The sequence below is a fragment of the Streptomyces tirandamycinicus genome (genome assembly GCF_003097515.1).
In the GTDB taxonomy this organism is placed as follows: Bacteria; Actinomycetota; Actinomycetes; order Streptomycetales; family Streptomycetaceae; genus Streptomyces; species Streptomyces tirandamycinicus.
Window position 1 is genome coordinate 5,908,709 of the sequence record NZ_CP029188.1, and the last position, 19,533, is coordinate 5,928,241.

General features: G+C 72.9%; 15 protein-coding genes. 11 read left to right on the plus strand and 4 right to left on the minus strand.

The window, feature by feature from the left end; translation table 11 throughout:
- The first annotated feature begins 5 nt into the window (after window positions 1–5).
- The 6 genes from pucL (at window position 6) to DDW44_RS25795 (ending at window position 8,466) form a co-directional block, all read left to right on the plus strand.
- Window positions 6–953, plus strand: a complete 948-nt coding sequence (gene pucL / locus DDW44_RS25770; RefSeq protein ID WP_027732247.1) for a factor-independent urate hydroxylase — start codon at window positions 6–8, stop codon at window positions 951–953.
- Between the two features lie 312 nt (window positions 954–1,265).
- Window positions 1,266–2,657, plus strand: coding sequence for an 8-oxoguanine deaminase (locus DDW44_RS25775; RefSeq protein WP_018888759.1), 1,392 nt, complete (start codon window positions 1,266–1,268; stop codon window positions 2,655–2,657).
- A gap of 270 nt (window positions 2,658–2,927) precedes the next feature.
- Window positions 2,928–4,475: a nucleobase:cation symporter-2 family protein gene (locus tag DDW44_RS25780; protein WP_166802794.1), complete on the plus strand. Its 1,548-nt coding sequence runs from the start codon at window positions 2,928–2,930 to the stop codon at window positions 4,473–4,475.
- Window positions 4,476–4,808: 333 nt separating this feature from the next.
- Window positions 4,809–6,971: a hypothetical protein gene (locus DDW44_RS25785; protein ID WP_108907927.1), complete on the plus strand. Its 2,163-nt coding sequence runs from the start codon at window positions 4,809–4,811 to the stop codon at window positions 6,969–6,971.
- Between the two features lie 12 nt (window positions 6,972–6,983).
- Entirely contained in the window at window positions 6,984–7,304 is a 321-nt protein-coding gene (locus DDW44_RS25790) for an Rdx family protein (protein ID WP_017944491.1), read from the plus strand.
- Between the two features lie 187 nt (window positions 7,305–7,491).
- Window positions 7,492–8,466: a fibronectin type III domain-containing protein gene (locus DDW44_RS25795; protein WP_425275663.1), complete on the plus strand. Its 975-nt coding sequence runs from the start codon at window positions 7,492–7,494 to the stop codon at window positions 8,464–8,466.
- Here the strand turns inward: DDW44_RS25795 and DDW44_RS25800 are convergent.
- From DDW44_RS25800 to DDW44_RS25815, 4 genes are all read right to left on the minus strand, one after another.
- Window positions 8,439–9,425, minus strand: a complete 987-nt coding sequence (locus DDW44_RS25800) for a glutaminyl-peptide cyclotransferase (protein ID WP_108907929.1) — start codon at window positions 9,423–9,425, stop codon at window positions 8,439–8,441. The genes DDW44_RS25795 and DDW44_RS25800 overlap by 28 nt on opposite strands.
- Before the next feature lie 195 nt (window positions 9,426–9,620).
- Entirely contained in the window at window positions 9,621–10,511 is an 891-nt protein-coding gene (locus DDW44_RS25805; protein ID WP_146207057.1) for an LPXTG cell wall anchor domain-containing protein, read from the minus strand.
- 648 nt (window positions 10,512–11,159) lie between these two features.
- A complete protein-coding gene (locus DDW44_RS25810; protein WP_108907931.1) occupies window positions 11,160–12,152 on the minus strand; it encodes a GDP-L-fucose synthase family protein in 993 nt (330 codons plus the stop codon).
- The gene (locus tag DDW44_RS25815) at window positions 12,149–13,753 is read right to left on the minus strand and encodes a tyrosine-protein kinase domain-containing protein (RefSeq protein ID WP_244224112.1); all 1,605 of its coding nucleotides are present in this window, start codon (window positions 13,751–13,753) and stop codon (window positions 12,149–12,151) included. The genes DDW44_RS25810 and DDW44_RS25815 overlap by 4 nt, the downstream gene beginning before the upstream one ends.
- A gap of 220 nt (window positions 13,754–13,973) precedes the next feature.
- On the opposite strand from DDW44_RS25815, the gene gmd reads away from it, so the two are divergent.
- The 5 genes from gmd (at window position 13,974) to DDW44_RS25845 (ending at window position 19,493) form a co-directional block, all read left to right on the plus strand.
- Window positions 13,974–15,011: a GDP-mannose 4,6-dehydratase gene (gene gmd / locus DDW44_RS25820; protein ID WP_108907933.1), complete on the plus strand. Its 1,038-nt coding sequence runs from the start codon at window positions 13,974–13,976 to the stop codon at window positions 15,009–15,011.
- Between the two features lie 4 nt (window positions 15,012–15,015).
- Window positions 15,016–15,936, plus strand: a complete 921-nt coding sequence (locus DDW44_RS25825) for a glycosyltransferase family 2 protein (RefSeq protein WP_108907934.1) — start codon at window positions 15,016–15,018, stop codon at window positions 15,934–15,936.
- 97 nt (window positions 15,937–16,033) lie between these two features.
- Complete coding sequence (locus DDW44_RS25830) at window positions 16,034–17,443, plus strand: O-antigen ligase family protein (RefSeq protein ID WP_146207058.1); 1,410 nt, start codon at window positions 16,034–16,036, stop codon at window positions 17,441–17,443.
- A gap of 78 nt (window positions 17,444–17,521) precedes the next feature.
- Entirely contained in the window at window positions 17,522–18,268 is a 747-nt protein-coding gene (locus DDW44_RS25835; RefSeq protein WP_108907936.1) for an FkbM family methyltransferase, read from the plus strand.
- 571 nt (window positions 18,269–18,839) lie between these two features.
- Window positions 18,840–19,493 carry an SAM-dependent methyltransferase gene (locus tag DDW44_RS25845; protein ID WP_108907938.1) on the plus strand — a complete coding sequence of 218 codons (654 nt, stop codon included), beginning with the start codon at window positions 18,840–18,842 and terminating at the stop codon, window positions 19,491–19,493.
- The last annotated feature ends 40 nt before the right edge of the window (window positions 19,494–19,533 follow it).

Genomic DNA, 19,533 nt, shown 5'->3' on the forward strand with positions numbered 1-19,533 from the left:
AGACAATGACAGCCACATCCCGACCCGGCCGCCCCGTACTCCTGGGACAGAACCAGTACGGCAAGGCCGAGAACCGCGTCGTGAAGATCACGCGGGACGGCGGCACCCACCACATCAAGGACCTGAACGTCTCGGTCGCGCTCTCCGGCGACATGGACGACGTCCACTACTCCGGTTCGAACGCCAGCGTCCTCCCGACCGACACCACCAAGAACACGGTGTACGCGTTCGCCAAGGAGTACGGGATCGAGTCCGCCGAGCAGTTCGGCATCCACCTCGCCCGCCACTTCGTGACCTCCCAGGAGCCGATCCACCGCGCGCGCATCCGCATCGAGGAGTACGCCTGGGAGCGCATCGACGCCTCCGACGCCAACTCCAAGTTCATCGGCGCGGACGAGGTCAGGCACTCCTTCGTCCGCAAGGGCCAGGAGACCCGCCTCACCCAGATCACCTACGACGGGGAGTCCTGGGAGGTCGTCTCCGGCCTGAAGGACCTGGTCGTGATGAACTCGACCAACTCCGAGTTCTGGGGTTACGTGAAGGACCGGTACACCACCCTGCAGGAGGCGTACGACCGCATCCTGGCGACGGAGGTCTCCGGCCGCTGGCGGTTCAACTGGACCGACGACGAGCAGAAGGCGCCCAACTGGGAGAAGTCCTACGAGCAGGTGAGGAAGCACATGCTGCAGGCCTTCGCCGAGACCTACTCCCTCTCGCTGCAGCAGACGCTGTACCAGATGGGCGCGCGGATCATCAACAGCCGTGCGGAGATCGACGAGGTCCGCTTCTCCCTGCCCAACAAGCACCACTTCCTCGTCGACCTGGAGCCCTTCGGGCTCAAGAACGACAACGAGGTCTACTTCGCCGCCGACCGGCCGTACGGCCTCATCGAGGCGACGATCCTGCGGGACGGCGCGGAGGCGCGGATCCCGGTCGACCTGACCAACCTCTGACCGCCGCGCCGGCCGCAGCGGCCGGGCAGCGGCCCGCCCGGCGTGACCGGCCCCGGCCCGGTCCGTCCGACCGGACGCACCGGGCCACCGCCGGGCACGCGGGGCGGGTGGTTTCCTTGACACATGCCCCCGGGGCGGAACCGCCCGCGGCGGTCCCGCCCACCCCGTCCGCCCCCACCCCGTCCGCCCACCCGGGCCCTCCACCCCGTCCGTCCATCCTCTCGGCACCCACGGCCCCCGGCCCGTGGCACTCAAATCCTCCAGGGTCCTGCCGTGCCCGTACCGCCACCGAAAGACAGAGGACGCACCGCCATGGCAGCATCGGCAGCAGCCCCGCGCATCGTCATCGAGAACTGCGCGATCGCGACCGTGGACGCCGGCGACACCGAGTACGCCTCCGGGCACATCGTCGTCACCGGCAACCGCATCGAGTCCGTCGGCCCCGGCAAGGCCCCCGGGAACCTGGAGAACGTGGTCCGCCGCGTCGACGCCTCCGGCCACCTGGCCACCCCCGGCCTGGTCAACACGCACCACCACTTCTACCAGTGGATCACCCGCGGCCTCGCCACCGACCACAACCTGTTCGACTGGCTGGTCGCGCTCTACCCGACCTGGGCGCGCATCGACGAGCAGATGGCCTACTCCGCGGCGCAGGGCTCCCTGGCCATGATGGCGCGCGGCGGAGTCACCACCGCGATGGACCACCACTACGTCTTCCCGCGGGGCTCCGGCGACCTCTCCGGCGCCATCATCCGGGCCGCGTCCGAGATGGGCGTCCGCTTCACCCTGGCCCGGGGCTCGATGGACCGCAGCGAGAAGGACGGCGGGCTGCCGCCGGACTTCGCCGTGGAGACCCTCGAAGGCGCCCTGGCCGCCACCGAGGAGACCATCGACAAGCACCACGACGCCTCCTTCGACGCGATGACGCAGATCGCCGTCGCCCCCTGCTCCCCCTTCTCGGTCTCCACCGAGTTGCTCAGGCAGGGCGCCGAACTGGCCCGCCGCAAGGGGGTACGCCTCCACACCCACGGCAGCGAGACCGTGGAGGAGGAGAAGTTCTGCCACGAGCTCTTCGGCATGGGGCCCACCCAGTACTTCGAGTCCACCGGCTGGCTCGGCGAGGACGTGTGGATGGCGCACTGCGTCCACATGAACGACTCCGACATCGAGGCGTTCGCCCGGACGAAGACCGGTGTCGCCCACTGCCCCTCGTCCAACGCCCGCCTCGCCGCCGGGATCGCCCGCGTTCCCGACATGCTGAAGGCCGGTGTCCCGGTCGGACTCGGTGTCGACGGCACGGCCTCCAACGAGTCCGGCGAACTGCACACCGAACTGCGCAACGCACTGCTCGTCAACCGCCTCAACCCGGTGCACCGGGAAGCGGCGCTGACCGCGCGTCAGGCGCTGCGCCTGGGTACGTACGGCGGCGCCGAGGTCCTCGGCCGCGCCACGCAGATCGGCTCTCTGGAGCCGGGCAAGCTCGCCGACCTGGTCCTGTGGAAGCTGGACACCCTGGCCCACGCCTCCATCGCCGACCCGGTGGCCGCCCTGGTCCTCGGTGCGGCGGCCCCGGTCACGCTCTCCCTCGTCGGCGGTGAGCCGGTCGTCGAGAACGGCCGGCTGCTCAAGGCCGACGAGGACGCCATCGCCCGCTCCACGCGGGACGAGGCCCAGCGCCTCGCGCGGATCGCCGCGCAGGCCTGACACCCCCGGTAGTCCGGCTGAGGGGGACGGCCCTCGGCCGGCGGGCCGTGGACCCGAGCGGGGTCCACGGCAGCCGTCACCGGGAGGTGTGCGCCGACACGTCGCACACCTCCCGGGGCGGTGACCCTCCCCTGTGCCGGCAACCCCACGGCACTTCTCCATGGGCGCCCAACCCCTCGGCACCCTGTGCAACACCCGCACCACGCACCACTTCTGACCTCCCTGACACCCACGTCGGAGCCGACGTGTTAACCGACCGGAGGAATTGCCGTGGCAGCCGAGCCGAGGTTCCGCAAAGACGCAGATGCAGACGCAGACGGAGACGCACACGCGGGCGCAGACGGGTACCCAGACGGGTACCCAGACGCAGGCGTGGACGGGTACGCGGACGCTGCGCCCGACGACCGCCGGTCCCCTTCCCCCGACGACCGAGGGCACCCGGTCGACGAGGACCGCAGGCACCCGGTCGACGAGACGCTGCCGCCCTTCAGGATGTTCACCAGCGGCCTCCAGCACGTGGCCGCCATGTACGCGGGAGTCGTCGCCCCGCCCATGATCGTGGGGCCCGCCGTGGGCCTCGGCGCCCGGGACACCGCGTTCCTCATGGGCGCGAGCCTCTTCACCGCCGGTATCGCCACCCTGCTGCAGACGCTGGGCTTCTGGAAGGTCGGCGCCCGGCTCCCCTTCGTCAACGGCGTCTCGTTCGCCGGTGTCACCCCGATGATCGCCATCGGCAGGGACCGCGGCTACGACGGCATCGCCGTGATCTTCGGCGCGATCATCGTCGCCAGTGTGCTCGGCTTCGTGCTCACACCGTACTTCTCCAAGCTCGTACGGTTCTTCCCGCCCGTCGTCACCGGCACCGTGATCACCCTGATCGGCGTCTCCCTGCTGCCCGTCGCCTTCAACTGGGCCCAGGGCGGCGACTCCGCGGCGCCCGGCTACGGTTCGGCGGAGAACATCGGCATGGCCGCGCTCACCCTCGTCATCGTGCTCGCGCTGCGGAGACTGCTACGCGGGTTCCTGCAGCAGATCGCCATTCTCCTCGGCCTCGTCGCCGGCACGCTGATCGCCGTCCCGCTCGGGATGACCGGCCTGGACGCCCTGCGCGGCGCGGACGTGTTCGGCTTCCCCACCCCGTTCCACTTCGGCGCCCCGCAGTTCGAGGTCGCCGCGATCGTCTCCATGTGCATCGTGATGCTCGTCTGCATGACCGAGTCGACCGCCGACATGCTCGCCCTCGGCAGGATAGTGGACCGTCCGGCCGACGAGCGGACCATCGAGGGCGGACTGCGCGCCGACACCCTGGGCAGCGCGATCAGTCCCCTCTTCAACGGCTTCATGTGCAGCGCCTTCGCGCAGAACATCGGCCTGGTCGCGATGACCAAGGTCCGCAGCCGCTACGTCGTGGCCGCCGGCGGCGGCATCCTCATTCTGCTGGGGCTCTGCCCCGTCGCGGCCTCCGTCATCGCCCTGGTCCCGCTGCCGGTCCTCGGCGGCGCGGGCGTCGTCCTCTTCGGCTCGGTCGCCGCCAGCGGCATCCAGACACTGGCCGCGGCGGCCCTGGAGAAGGGCGAGAACGCGCTGATCGTGGCGGCCTCCGTGGGCATCGGGCTGATCCCGATCGCGGCGCCGGGGTTCTACCACGCCTTCCCGAAGGACCTCCTGGTGGTGCTCGACTCCGGCATCTCGACCGGCTGCGTGGTCGCCATCGTGCTCAACCTGGCCTTCAACCACCTGGGCGGCACCCGGGCGCGATCCGCCCAGGCGGCACCGGGGGAGCCGGGGCGGGAGCCGGATCCGGTTCCGGTGCACTGAGGCGTCCGGCCGCCTTCCGTGCGGCGGCGGACCCCCTTCGCCGCACGGCTGCCGGACGGGCGTCCGGCGGACCGGCGGTCGCCGCCGCGCCGGTCGCGCGCCCCGGTCCCCGGGGCGCCGGCCGGTCCGGTCCGGCCCTCTGCGCGGCGGCATGGCCACCGGCACAGGACGCCCGCGCGTTGACGCGTGGGTGGAGTCACCGATGCGCTCCGGCCCCTCCCCGCCCCGCCGCGGCGGCCGCGCCCCGCGGTCCGGCGGCGGTCCCTCCCCCGATCGGGCGAGGGACCGCACGGACAGCCCCGCTGCCCCGGTGAACACCCATACGCTCCCCAGGTGACCCGTACCACTGCCCTGAACACCGGCCTCGACGCATTCCTCGCCTGGGCGGAGAGGGAGCGGAGGACCGCCCTCCCGCCCCGTCCCGCGGACGCGGTGCTGACCCTGCTGGCCCTGCACGGCGCGGACCGCCGTGCGGGGGTACCCGAGCCGACGCCCGAGCTGGTACGCCGGGTGCTCGTCGAGGATCTGCCCCTGCTGCTGTGGGCGAGCCCGGAAGAGGCCGCCGCCGTCCCGTCGGTGCTCACGGCGCTGGCCGACCGGGTGCGCGAGGCGGGCCGGCTGAACGCCAAGCGCCATGCGCGCGTCCTCGCCGCGGTGGAGGAGGCCGTGCCCGTGTTCGCGGAGGCCCACGGCGATCCCGGGAGGCTCACCTGGCCCCGCTGGTACGCGTCGCTGATGCGGGCGGACGGTGTCGAGGTGGACGACCCGGGGGCGGTGAGCGCCTGGCTCGCCGCGTTCGACGCCGCCCCCCGCGCGGGCCGGCCCGCGCTCCCCGCACCCCTGCACCGCTCGGACGTCACCGCCGCCACCTTCGAGTCCCGCATCCGGCTCGCCGACGTACTGCTGGCGGCCTTCGCCGACGACCTCGAATACTCCTCGCCCGCGGGGCCGCTGCTGCCCGTGACGTCCATCCTGGACGCCGACTGCCCCGAGGAGGCGCTCATGTCCGAGCTGGAAGCGCTGGCGACGGGCCTGTCCGACGGCTGGACGGCGGCGGGGCTCGCCGCGGCGCTGTCCGGCCCGTACGCCGCTCTCGCCCCCGGTCCCGAGGAGCTGCCGCACCTCGTCCTCGCCGACCGCTTCCTCGACGAACACCTGGACTACCACGGCGACTCCGCGGTGCCGCTGCCCCCGCCCGCGGCCCTGCCCGATCCCGGTGAGATCCGGGCGCTGCTGCGGGCGGCCCCGCTGCCCGCCGCGCTCGCGGCCGGCAGCGACGACGTCGGCGACCTCGCCGAGCTGTGCGGCCTCCCCGGGCCCGCCGAGGCCGTCTGGACCGACGGCACCCCGCAGGAACTCGTCGAACTCGCCGCCGACGTGCTCGCCGCCGTCGTGGAGCGCATCGCCTCCCGCTCCGACCCGGACAACCCCGCGGACGAGGAGTACGCCCTCGACGCCGCGCATGTGCTCTACGGGCTGTACGCCCGCGGCGGCACCCCCGATTCGGTGGCCCGCAGGGCGTCCGGCCACACCGACCTGGTCGTCCCGCGCGACCTGGAGGACGCCCCGGCGGCCGTCCCGGCCTCGGCCCCGGCCGCCTACGAGACGCCCGCTCTCGCCGAACTGTCCGGGCTTCTCGGACTCCCGGGCCTCACCGAGGACGACCGGTCGGCGGTCGACGACCGGGCCCGCGCGCTCGCCGCGGTGGTCGACGAGCTGACCGGGACCGGCTGTGTCTTCCGCACCGGCGACGCCTACGGTCTCACCCCCCTCGGCAACGCCGCCGTCCGCCTCGTCCTCGCCGCGGGCCATGTGACCGCCCCCGACGAGCACGAGCCGGCCTCCTGGGACGCGGCACGTACCGTCGGGGCCGTCCAGCACTGGCCCCCGGCCGTCGCCGCCACGGCCCTCACCGCGTGGACGACGGCCAGAGGCGCCACCGACGCGGTGTGGAGCGAACTGCTGGACGCCGTCTCCGCGGCCAAGGCCGCCGACTTCTACCGGACGCTGACGCAGGGTCTCTTCGCCCGGCTGGACCGCGCGGGCATCCCCGACGGACCGCTGCGGTCCGCGCTCGCGGATCCCGTCACCGGCGCGTACGCGCACCGTCTCCTGCACTCCCGGGGCGAACCCGCCGACGAGGGCCTGGTGCCGCTCACCGCCCGCGCCGTGTTCCTGCTGGAGGAGCTGGACGCCCGCTGGGCGGACGACATGCGGGCCTTCGTGGCCACCGCAGGCGAGGACGGTGCCCCGGAGCCGGCTCCCACCGCCCTGATCGACGCCTTCGACGAGGCCGCCGCCGGCTGGCCGGGCGGCGCGGCCTCCCTGCTGCCGGCACTGGCGGACGCCGACCCGGCGAGCGCGGTCCGCGTCCTGGAGGACCTGCGCGGACGGCATCCCGACGGCAGGGTGGCAGACTTGGCGGCGCACACCCTGAAGACGGCGAAGGCGACGGCGAAACGGTCCGCGGCGCGCAGCCGCGGCTCGGGAAGGTGAGAGGCGAGACAGGTGCCCACGGCAGACGACGCGCCCGAACCCGGAGCGGAGCCGGAAGCGGCCGGCCACCGGCTGCAGATCGAGTACTGCACCCAGTGCCGCTGGCTGCCCCGCGCCGCGTGGCTCGCCCAGGAACTCCTCGGCACCTTCGACCGGTCAGAGCTCGCCGAGGTGGCGCTGAAACCGGGAGTCGGGGGAGTGTTCGTGGTGCGCGTCGACGGCGAGCTGGTCTGGGACCGGCGTGAGCAGGGCTTTCCCGAGCCGACCGCGGTGAAGCGGGCCGTCAGGGACCGGGTCGCGCCGGGGAGGACGCTGGGCCACGCCGAACGGTAGGACGCCGCGATGTGCTGATCCCGCCCCGGCCCGCCCCGTCGCGCGTGTCCCGTACCGCCCTGGCCGCCCCGTCTCGTGGTGTCCCGTACCGCCCTGCCCCGGTTCCCTCGCTCCGCCCTCTTGCCGGGTGCGGCGGACTGTGCCATACAGGTCTGGACCAATGCCCCGGCGGGATGGAGGCAGTCCGGTGCAACGCCCCCTGTTCCTGGCCGTGTCGGCCTGTGCGTCCGCGCTGCTGCTCACGGCGTGCGGGGACGGCGCCCGGGCGGTGGACACCCGTGCCCCCTCCGCGCCGGGCGGCGTCACCGTCCACGCCGGCAGCGCCACGTCCGTGCACGTCATGTGGGAGCGCGCGACCGACGCCGGCGGCGTGAGCGGCTACGAGGTCTTCCGCGACGGCCGGCGGGTCAAGTCCCTCCCGGCGGCCACGCGCATGACCGACGTCGAGGGACTCACCCCCGCCATGTCGTATGTGTTCACCGTGCGCGCCGTCGACACCGCCGGCAACGCGTCGGCCCACAGCGCGCCGGCCCGCGTCACCACGCTCGCCCTCGCCGCCGGGGACACCCGCCCGCCCGGCCGTCCGGGAGCGCTCACCGGCCGCGCCGAGGGCAGCCGTGCGGTCACCCTGTCCTGGGACTCCTCGACCGACGACCGGGGGGTGACGGCGTACGACGTCCACCAGGCCGGCTCCCGCATCCACAGCGTGCCCGGCACCTCCACCACGGCCCGGATCACCGGTCTGCGGCCCGGCACGGCCTACACGTTCAGCGTCCGTGCCCGGGACGCGGCCGACAACTCCTCACCGGGCAGCGCCTCGCTCGAACTGACGACCGCCGGAGCCCCGGACGCGGGCCCCGACACGGCCCCCACCGGGCTCACCGCGGTCATCCGGCGCACCACCCCTTCGGCCCACACGGTCGAGCTGACCTGGACCCCGCCGGAGACCGGCGCCCCCGTCCGGGAGCACCAGCTCTTCCTCGACGGCCGGCTCGCCACGACGATCGTCTGGGGTGCCGAGCCCCCGCCCGGCCGGGCGACGTACACCCTCACCGTGACCGACCGGCCCGGCACCCGCCACTCGCTGAAGCTGCGCGCCAGACTCCCGGACGGGAACTGGGGGGACTTCTCGGCTCAGCGGACCGTGGTGGTGGGGGACTGAACGGTGGCGGTGGGGGATGGGGCGAAAGTGGTGGGCGGCCGCACGGTGGCGGCCGCGGTCCGGACGGTGGCGGCCGGGGTCCGGACGGTGGCGGCCGGTGAGCGGGGGGCCGCGCCCGAGGGCCCCGGAGCATGCGCCGCGGGCACGAACCGCACCCGGAACATCTTCGGCCACCACTTGCCGGTCAACAGGAACTGACCGGTCCCGGGGACGGCCGCGATCCCGTTGAGGACGTCCGCGCGCCGCCGCTCGGCCGCACCGAGCAGACCGGACGCGGCGATCTCCGCCGTCACACGTCCGGTGTCGGCGTCGATCCGCACGATCCGGTCGGTGGTCCAGACGTTGGCGTACACGGTGTCGCCGACGCACTCCAGTTCGTTGAGCCGGTCCACCGGCCGCCCGTCGAGCGTGACGACGACCGAGCCCTTCCTCCTGAGGGTCGCGGGGTCCCGGAAGTCGAGCCGGGAGGAGCCGTCGCTCGTCACCAGGCGGCCCCGGTGGGGCTGGTGGCAGATTCCCCAGCCCTCGCGGTCGTAGGGCACCCGCCGCAGCTCCGCCAGGGTCCCGGTGTCGCGTTCGATCGCGACGCCGTCGCGCCAGGTCAGCTGCCACAGCGTCGGCCCGATCACGGTGATCCCTTCACCGAACAGCGGCGCCGGGAGCGGCACGCGCCGTGCGGGCGGGGCCCCCGGCCGTCCCGATGCGATCGCCGACCGGCCGGCGATACCCGTGCTCTCGTAGAGCGTGCCGTGGGCCATCTCCAGGCCCTGGGTGAAGGCCTCCGGGTCGTGCGGCAGCGTCTGGACGACCTCCACCCGCAGGCGTTCGACCGGTGCCGTGGCCCGGCCACGCACCTCCGGACCCCGGCCACCGGCACCACCGTCCGCCGCGCACGAACTCACCGAGGCGCCTGCGGCGAGCGCCAGGACGGCCGCGGGGGCCGTGAACGCGACACGCATGCTCCGCACACTCGCACGCCCCCGCCGCGCCGGCGGCGTGCCGCCACCGGCTCACCGGGGGATTCGCCCCCATGCCGCATTCGTGTCGCGGCCCCCCGCACGCGGAGAGCTCCCGGACAGCGAGGGCGCTGTTCCGGGAGCTCTCCGGTATCCGGTACGGGGGGTGGGTGCCGTCGTACGACGCGCAGGTTCCGCTCAGCCCCGCTGGGAGGCGTTGCGCCGGCGCTTGGCGACGACCAGCGCGCCGCCCCCGAGCAGCAGCAGACCGCCGGTCGCGGTCAGCAGGGCCACCGTTCCGTCGGACGAGCCGGTGTCGGCCAGCTTCTCCTTGCCGTCGTCCGAGGAGTCGTCGTGGTCGGACTTGCCGCCGTTGTCGTCGTCGTCATCGTCGTGGTCGCGACCGTCGTGATCGCGACCGTCGCGGTCGTGGCCGCCGTGGTGTCCGCGGTCGTCGTCGTGGCCGGGACGCCCGTGGTCGCCGTCGCCGTGGCCGGGACGCCCGTGGTCGCCGTCGCCGTCGCCGTCGCCGTGGTCGTCGTCATCGCCGTCGCCGTCTTCGTCGATGGTCACCCGGGCACTGAGGACGAGGTCGGAATTCTCTCCGGCGAGCTGGAAGTAGTAGGCGCCCTCCCGGGTCCCCTCGGGGATGATGACCGTCGAGTCCACGATGCCGTTCGCGTCGGCGGTCCACCTGCCCAGTTCCACGACGGGCCGGTCGCCGTCACCGGCCATGGGGCTCTTGGACCCGGTCGGCGTGGGGCGGGAATCGGGGTCGGCCGCCGTGAAGGCCGGCGGGACGACCGCCGCGGACCGGCCCAGTGCGCCGGCAGCACCTGCGCCGCCGGGCGCGCCTCCGCCGCCGGCCGGTGCGAGACGGCCGGTGACCGGCTCACCCGGCTCGAAGCCGCGCCCGGTGAAGGCGACCTCCTGGCCGGGCTCCAGGACGAGGTCGTCGTCCTGGATGGTCAGGTTGGGAGCGGGCGGGTACTGCGCGAACGCCGGCTGGGCGGCGATCAACGGGGCTGCGGCGACAAGGCTCGCGGCAGCGGCGGCCACGACGAGTCGTCGTACGGAGCGTCTGGGCATGGTTTCGGGCTCCTTAGTGGAAGACGCTTGACGAGTGGTGATCGTTACTGCTTGTCAAAAGTGAGATTCGAACCGCGGTGCAGTACAGGTCGTCTGCCGCACCCACGGCGGGCCGTGGCCACCGATGCGGCGACCCGGGGGCGACGAGGGGGCGACGCGCCGACCTCCACCGACGGCGTTCACCGCCGGCGAGCCGGGCCTGCGTACGGCTCCAGGGCCCCGGCGCCTTCCGCTCGCGGTCGTTCGTTCGCATACGTAGGTCAAAGCAGACACTGGTGTGCCCTCCGCACCGCCTCCACCGGCACTCGTGGTCGTCAATCCGCCGGACCGTTCGAGAGGATCAAGCGCTTCGATCCGTAGACATCAGGCGGCCCTTCCGAAACAGGCGCACCAGGGTGTTCGGCAGGACGGTGTACGAGCAGCACTCGGATGGCCCCGGGCGCTCGCCCGGGGCCGAACCGCGGCTCCGCGAATGAGGGTCCGCGACGCGGGTCCGTGAGCCATGGCCCATGACGGGGGCCCAAGGCCCTTGGCCCATGACCCAGGACCCGTGACCCGTGACCCAGGGGGCCCATGGCCCATGACCCGGGACCCATGGCCGTGCGTCCGGTCCGGCCGGGAGCGGGCCGGACCGGACGCCGTGGACGGTCAGTGCCGCAGCGCCCCCGAGCCGAGGTGTTCCGCGTACCACGCGTAGGTGCCTTCGAGGCCCTCCCGCAGGCCGATCCGCGGTTCCCAGCCCAGCGCGGTGATCCGGGAGACGTCCAGCAGTTTGCGGGGGGTCCCGTCCGGCTGCCCCGGGTCCCAGGCGAGGGTCCCCCGGTAGCCGACCACCTCCGCGACCAGCTCCGCGGCCTCCCGGACGGTCAGGTCGGTGCCGGTTCCGACGTTGACGGGGCCGTCGGCGTCGTAGTGCTCCAGCAGGTGAAGGCAGGCCCGGGCCAGGTCGTCCACGTGCAGGAACTCCCGCCGCGGCGTCCCGGAGCCCCAGTTCACGACCCGCCGCGCCCCTGCCCTGCGAGCCTCGTCGAAGCGCCGGATCAGCGACGGCAGCACATGGGAGTGCTCCGGGTGGAAGTTGTCCCCGGGGCCGTACAGGTTGGTCGGCATGGCGCAGATCCACGGCAGGCCGTGCTGCCGCCGCACCGCCTGGACCTGCTGGATTCCGGCGATCTTGGCGATGGCGTAGGCGTCGTTGGTCGGCTCCAGCGGTCCGGTGAGGAGCGCCTCCTCCCGGATGGGCTGGGGCGCGAGCTTGGGGTAGATGCAGCTGGAACCCAGGAAAAGGAGCCGTTCGACCCCGTGCTCCAGCGCGGCGTCCAGCACATTGACCTGGATCCGCAGGTTGTCGGAGAGGAAGACGGCCGGGCGGGTGGCGTTGGCCCTGATACCGCCGACGCGGGCGGCGGCGAGCACCACCACGTCCGGCCGGGCCGCGGCGAACCACTCGAAGACCTCCCGGCGCTCGCGCAGGTCGAGTTCCGCCGAACCGGGCCCCACCAGATCGGTGAAACCCTCCCTCGCCAGACGCCGCCGCACCGCCGACCCGACGAGGCCCCGACTCCCGGCCACGAACACCCGGGCCGACCGGTCCAGGGGCCGGTGGACCGCTCCGTACGGCGCGGCCACCGCGGCGGTCACTGCACGCTCCGTTCGACGGCCACCGGGCGCGGCGGCTCGTCGGCGGGCGCGGTGGCCGGGGAGCCGAGGCGGGCGCCGGGCCCGCCGCCGGGGATCGGCAGGGACGGGGCGGCACCGGTGGAACGCCGGCGCCTGAGGACCCGGGCGATCCCGGCCAGTCCGGGGCGGCGGCCGGTCCCGGCCGGGCGGCGGCGGACGAACCTCGCGAGGCGGGCGAACCGGCCGGTCGCGTGGTACTGCGGTCGGTACTCGTAGGCGTATCCGTGAGCGCCGCGGTCCTCCTTCGGCGACGCCATGTTCAGGACCGTGCCGACCACGGAGGCGCCCACGTGCCGCAGCGCGCGCAGAGCCTCGGCGACCTGGTCGCGGCTGGTGCGGGAGGCCCGTACGACCAGGAGGTAGCCGTCGACCTCGGAGGCGATCACGGCGGCGTCCGCGACCGGGAGCACCGGGGCGGTGTCCACCACGACATGGTCGAACTTCTCTGCGAGGCCGCGCAGTACGGCCCTCAGCTGCGCGCTGCCCAGCAGCTCGGTGGGGTTCGGTGGCACCGCGCCGCTGGTCAGCACGGAGAAGGAACCCGCGGACTGGAGCAGTTGGCCCACCTCGGCCCGGCCGATCAGCGCGGTGGTCAGTCCGGCGTCGCGGATCAGGCCCAGGGTGCGGGCGGTGGAAGGCCGGCGCAGGTCGGTGTCGACCAGGCACACCGAGGCGCCGGTCTCGGCCAGGGTCGCGGCGAGGTTGATCGCCACGCTGGTCTTTCCCTCGCCGGACAGCGGGCTGGTCACCGCGATCACCTTCGGCGGCCGGTCCACGTCCACGAACTGCAGGCAGGTGCGCAGCCGCCGGAAGCCCTCGGCGCGCAGCCCGTGCATGTCGTCGCGGAGCGCAAGCGGGCGGGTGGTGGCGTGGGGGTCGTGCACGATGCTGCCGAGCACGGGCGGTCCGCCGACGCCGGCCAGGGCGTCGGTCAGCGCCTTGGAGGTGCGTACCGACGTGTCCAGGGTCTCCCGCGCCAGGGCGAAGGCGGCGCCGAGGACCAGTCCGGCCAGGAGCCCGAGCGCGATGTTCACGGCCGGCCGCGGCGAGAAGGGCCGAGTGGGCACGGCGGCCGGTTCGGTGATGCTCAGCCGCACCGGCGACGCCTCCGCGTAGGCCGGGCGCTCGAGACCGCGGATCACCTCGGTGAACCGTTCGGCGACGGCGTTGCTGATCCGCGCCGCCCGGGCCGCCCGCGTGTCGGTGACGGTGAGCTGGAGCAGCACGGTGTCGGGCTGGGCGGCCGCGCTGATCCTGCCGCTCAGCTCGGCCGGCGACATCTTCAGCTTCAGCTGCCGCACGACGTGCCCCGTCACCAGCGGGCTCGCGGCCACCTCGGCGTACGACCGGACTCGGGCCTGGGTGAACACATTGCCCTGCGCGAGCTGGCTGGTGTCGGCTTCGGTGCCGCCCTGGAGCGAGACGAAGAGCTTGGCGGTGGCCCGGTACTCGGGGACGGCCGTGTACGTGAGGAGCATGCCGGCCGCCGTACCGAGCAGCGTCAGCACGGTGATGGCGCGCCAGCGGCGAGAGAGGACTCGTAGGTAGTCGCGAAGGTCCAAGGTGTCCGTCCCCGATCGGATCCGGTGAAGGGGTGGGTGAAGGGGTGGGCGGTGAAGTCGGGATGCTGCCCCACTTTACGGCGAAAGGGTCGAAAGATGACATAACGCCACATTGCATAAGAAATGCAGTAATTGTTCTCTACACTGAGGCGGTGCCAGGGCGCCCATCCGCATGGAGCCTTCCGTCGCCTCGTGAAACCCCATCAGCCAAGGAGCGCGTGTGACCGCCAGAACGGCACTCATCACCGGCATCACCGGCCAGGACGGCTCCTACCTGGCCGAACTGCTGCTGGAGAAGGGGTACCGGGTGCACGGGATCGTCCGCCGTGCCTCCACCTTCAACACCGAGCGCATCGAGCACCTCTACCGCGATCCGCACGACCCGCAGGCGCGTCTCTTCCTGCACTACGGAGACCTCACCGACGGGACGCGGATGACCGGTCTGCTGGAGCAGGTGCAGCCGGACGAGGTCTACCACCTCGCCGCCCAGTCACATGTGCGGGTGTCGTTCGACGAACCCGAGTTCACCGGTGACACCACGGGGCTGGGCACCATCCGGCTGCTGGAGGCCATCCGGAGGACGGGCCTGCCGTGCCGCTTCTACCAGGCCTCCAGCTCCGAGATGTTCGGCGCCGCCCCGCCGCCCCAGGACGAGAGCACCCCGTTCCATCCCCGCTCGCCGTACGGGGTCGCCAAGGTTTACGCCTACTGGGCGACGCGCAACTACCGCGAGGCGTACGGGCTGTACGCGGTCAACGGCATCCTGTTCAACCACGAGTCCCCGCGCCGTGGCCCCACGTTCGTGACCCGGAAGGTGGCCGTGGCCGCCGCCCGGATCAAGGCCGGCCTGCAGGACGTCGTCCACCTCGGCAACCTCGACGCCCGCCGCGACTGGGGCTACGCCGCCGAGTACGTCGAGGCCATGTGGCTGATGCTGCAGCAGGACCAGCCGGACGACTATGTGGTCGCCACCGGCACCAGCCACAGCGTGCGCGAGTTCGTCGACCAGTGTTTCGCCCACGTCGGCCTCGACTGGCGCGACCATGTGCGGTTCGACGAGCGCTATCTGCGGCCGACCGAGGTGGACGACCTGGTCGGCGACGCGTCGAAGGCCCAGCAGGCCCTCGGCTGGCGCGCCACGGTCCGCGCGCCCGAACTGGCCCGCCTGATGGTCGACGCGGAACTCGACGCCCTCTGCAACGGGGCCGCCGCCGACCGGACGGCGCCCCCCGCCGTTCCCGCTCCCGCCGCGCGGTGATCCCATGCCCGCCGATCGGCTTCCGGCCCGGGGTACCCCGCGCGGCGTCGCCGTACTGATGACCTGTCACAACCGCCGGGAGCGGACACTCGCGGCCATCGCCTCGGTGTACGCGCAGACCGGACTTCCCGCGGGTACCCGATGCACCGTCCACCTCGTCGACGCCGGCAGCGCAGACGGCACGGCCGACGCGGTGCGGGCCGCGTTCCCCGCCACCGACGTGCTGACGGTCGGCGCGGACGTCCACTGGGGCACCGGCACCAGGATCGCCGCCACCCGAGCCGATCCGGCGGCCCATGTGCTGTGGCTCAACGACGACGTGGTCCTCGACCCTGGAGCCCTCACCGCGCTGCTCGACACCGCCGCCCCCCTGGACCGTCCGGCCGTGGCCGTGGGCGCCATGCGCTCCGGGGACGGCACCCGCACCACGTACAGCGGCTACCGCCTCGCCCCCGCCCGGCATAGGCCCCCGGCGCTGCGCCGGATCGAACCGGACCCTGGCAACGCGCAGCCGTGCGACACCTGCAACGGCAACGCCGTGCTGGTCACCGCCGCCGCCCGGCGCATCCTGGGCGACCTCGACCCCGCCTTCCCCCACCGCCTGGGCGACCACGACTACGGGCTGCGCGCCCGCCGGGCCGGCATCCCGCTGCTGCTCGCACCCGGCCACGTGGGCACCTGCGACGACAACACCCACGCGCTGGCGGGCACCTCGGCCGAACCCGGCCTCGACGTGCGCACCGCACTGAAGCGGCTGGCCTCGGTACGCGAACAGCCGCCGGCGCCCTGGTGGCGGTACTGCCGCCGTCACCTGGGCCCCTGGGCCCCGCTGGTGTTCTGCTCCCCGTACGTGAAAACCGCCCTGCGCCGCCGGCCCGGAGCCTGGCCGCAGCACCCGACCGCGCCCCTGCGCGCGGACCCCTGAGCAACCGGCCACGCGGCCGCACCGGCGCCTGACCGTGCGGCCGCGGGCACCCGGTTCGCCCCCCGAGTGCATGTCCCCCATCCCAGAACGGATCACGGTGCGACTTTTTCCCGTTGACCCGCAGACCCTGCTGATGCTGCTCACGGCGCTTGCGTTCGTGGGGCTGCTGCTGTGGGTCTTCGCCCGGCACTGCCGGATCGCGATCGCTCTGCTGCTGGGCTCCCAGGTCTGGATCGTCGCCGCCGGCGGGCAGCAGGCCGCCCTCGACTTCGGCGTGCGCGTGTATCCGGCCGACCTCCTGGGCGTGTGCGCGCTTCTCGTCGCCGTGGTGCGCCTGCCCCGCCGGGGCCTGGCCGCCCGCGCGGGGCTGGGGGCGCTGCTGGCCCTCCTCGCCCTCACCGCCTGGTCCACCCTGCGGGGGGTGGCCGACTTCGGCCTGCAGGCCGCGGGCAACGACTCCCGCGTCGCCTTCTGGCAGTTCCTCGCCATCGTCCTGTATCTGGCCACCGCACCGCTGAGTGCCTCACTGAACCGGTTCGTCCCCCGGGCCTGGCTGGCCACCGCGGCCGCGTACGCGCTGCTCAGCGTGGCCGGCTGGGCGGACCGCGGACTGCATGCGGTCAACGCCCATCTCGCCGTCGACGGCGTGACGGTGGACGCCCGGCCGGTGCCCGCCGCCGCGGCGCTGGTCCTGGCCCAGGCCGCGGTGCTGCTGTCGGCGCATCCGCCCGCCCGCCGGGACACCGCGGCGGACCACGCCGTCCCGGCGGGCGGTCAGGGGCGCGGCAGGCACCTTGTGGCCGTGCTGTTCCTCCTCCTCCTCGTGGTCCTGCTCCAGCACCGGACCGTCTGGGTGGCCACCGCGACGATGGCGCTGGCCTGGTGGGCGCTGCGTCCCGCACGCGGCGGACAGCGCCTGGTGTCCGCCTGTGCGGGCGTGTTCGCCCTTGGTGTGGTGGCGCTGCTGTACACCGCCGGCGCCTTCGGCGCGATCGGCGGTTTCCTCGCGGACTCGGTCAGGGAGACCCAGGGCACCCACAGCACCTTCGTGTGGCGGCTGCTCGGCTGGCAGGAACTGCTCGACGCCCCGCGGACCGTCGCCCAGTGGCTGGTCGGCGCGCCGTTCGGGTCCGGCTACGAACGGATCATCGCAGGCGGGCTTGTCACGGTGTCCCCGCATGACTACTACCTGCACATCATGCTGCGCCTCGGACTTGTGGGGCTGCTGGCGCTGCTGGTCGTCTATGTCCAGACCTTCCGGCGGCTCGGACGCCAGGGCCCCGCGACGCTTGCCCTGCGCGTGGTGATGATCGGCCAGTTGGTGCTCTTCGTGTCCTACTCGGCCATTCCCGAGCAGGCGGTGCTGCTCGGGTTGTGCCTGTGGCAGGCGCGGGCCGCCGGCAGGTCGAAAGCGCCGGCCCCCGCGCCCGGTCCGGTGGCGCCCGTGCCGCGTCCGGCGCCCCTCGCCCCGCCCGCCGTCAAGGACCGGGACCGCACGGCCCTGTGAACGGGAACCGGAGGAACAGCGGGGCGTGTAACGCCGCAATAAGTGACAAACCAGGCGACGGTTGATCACAATGGGCGGGTGACTGTTCTCCACCGGGCCCGCACAGCCGTGCAGCGCTTCGGCTTCGACGTGCACCGGTTTCCGCAGTGCTCCTTCGACTACCGCGCGGTGCAGCTGCTGCGCCACTCAGGCACCGATGTGGTGCTCGACGTGGGCGCGAACCGCGGCCAGTACGGGCACACCCTGCGGCGGTTCGGCTACCGAGGACGCATCGTGTCCTTCGAGCCGCTGCGCGCAGCGTTCGAGGCCCTGCGCCGCCGCGCGGCCCGCGACCCGTTGTGGACCGTGTTCCCGCACGCCGTCGGCGACGAGCGGACCACCGTCACCCTGAACGTGGCCGGCAACAGCGGACTGAGCAGTTCCGTCCTGCCCATGCTGCCCCGGCATGCCCAGGCGTGCCCCGACTCCCGCTACGTGGGGCGCCAGGAGGCCGAGCAGTACCGCCTGGACGACCTGTGGCCGCAGCTGGCCGGACCCGGGGACCGCGTCTTCGTCAAGCTGGACGTCCAGGGGTACGAGGAAGCCGTGCTGAAAGGAGCCGACGCTCTCGCGCGCCGCTGCTGCGGTCTGCAGCTGGAGGCGTCCTGCGTCCCGCTGTACGAGGGCGGCCCCCTGCTGGAGAAGGTGATGGGCATGGCGCAACAGCGCTACGGACTGACCCTCATGGCGGTGGTCCCGGGGTTCACCGATCGACGCACCGGTCAGATGCTCCAGTGCGATGTGGTGTTCCTCCGCGACCACGAGCCCGCATCCGGCCGGACGTGACACGCGGGCATTGACCACGGTGCCGGGTGCCGGGTGATCCGGTCGCGCCGACGGCCCCGTCCCCGCACCGGCAGGGGGAGGGGGAGCTGATCGCGCTCGGCCGCCACCCGGTACAGGGCAGCCGTGTGCGCACCGGGCGGCACAGCACCACGGCGAGTGCGACGGCCACCGGCACGAGCACGGCAGCGGGTACGGACCGGCCGGAGGCGATCTTCGAGAGGGCGACTGCCGCCGCATACACCGCGAGCCCCAGGGCCGCGTGCACCGCGTAGCCGCTCCACAGGCGACGTGCCTGAACGACACAGCCGCCCCGCCACGCCCACATCTGCACGACGAGACCGCTCGCATCCGTTCGATGTGACGCCGGTGTCAGCCGATCCGCGCTGCGGCCGCGTCACCTCCGAGGAGACCGCAACGGATGGCTGAGCACGGCAACCCTGTCTGATGGCCCGTGACATGCCACGGGCGGAGTAATGGCGCTCTTGGCCCGTTTAGGCCGCTCACGCTGTGCTTGTCGATCAGGTCGTGTTTCAGGAGACCCGTGTGTACAGGTCGCGTGAGAGGAGCCAGCATGAGCATCACCGCCATTGCCGACCCGACCAAGCCCGGTTCCCTCGCCCACCGCGCCCGCACACGGCGCTGGGCAGAACTACTGCGCTGCTTCCCCAACCTCGCAGACATGCGCGTACTCGACCTCGGGGGCACTCCACACGCCTGGCGTCTGTCACCAGTCCGCCCCGCTCACGTGGTGACCGTCAACCTCGACCCGAGCACCGCGCACCAAACAGAACCCGACATCACCCCTCTCGTCGCGGACGCCTGCACTCTCCTCACATCAGGTCACCTGGCAGGCGAACGGTTCGACCTTGCCTATTCCAACTCCCTCATGGAACACGTGGGCGGCCACCGCCATCGGCAGCAATTCGCCGAAACCGTCCACTCCTGCGCCGATCACCACTGGATTCAGACGCCCTACCGATATTTCCCTGTCGAACCCCACTGGCTCTTCCCGGGAATGCAGTGGCTTCCCTTCCGCGCCCGCGTCGCCGTCTCACAACACTGGCCCTACGGACACATCTCGAGCGCCAATCGACCACAAGCGACGCAAGATGTCGAAGAAGTCGAACTGCTGTCCGTGACCGAGATGCGCTCCTACTTCCCTCAATCCCACATCTGGTTCGAGCGCTTCGCCGGTCTTCCCAAGTCGCTGGTCGCCAGGAAGTAGCAGACTCCTGGATGGAGCGATCCGGCTCCCGAACCCACGC

What these genes read in the sequence shown, in the direction of transcription:
- DDW44_RS25800 (WP_108907929.1), bottom strand. Translation starts at nt 9,425, where the DNA reads ATGCGTGTCGCGTTCACGGCCCCCGCGGCCGTCCTGGCGCTCGCCGCA.
- DDW44_RS25805 (WP_146207057.1), bottom strand. Translation starts at nt 10,511, where the DNA reads ATGCCCAGACGCTCCGTACGACGACTCGTCGTGGCCGCCGCTGCCGCG.
- DDW44_RS25845 (WP_108907938.1), top strand. Translation starts at nt 18,840, where the DNA reads ATGAGCATCACCGCCATTGCCGACCCGACCAAGCCCGGTTCCCTCGCC.
- pucL (WP_027732247.1), top strand. Translation starts at nt 6, where the DNA reads ATGACAGCCACATCCCGACCCGGCCGCCCCGTACTCCTGGGACAGAAC.
- DDW44_RS25825 (WP_108907934.1), top strand. Translation starts at nt 15,016, where the DNA reads ATGCCCGCCGATCGGCTTCCGGCCCGGGGTACCCCGCGCGGCGTCGCC.
- DDW44_RS25775 (WP_018888759.1), top strand. Translation starts at nt 1,266, where the DNA reads ATGGCAGCATCGGCAGCAGCCCCGCGCATCGTCATCGAGAACTGCGCG.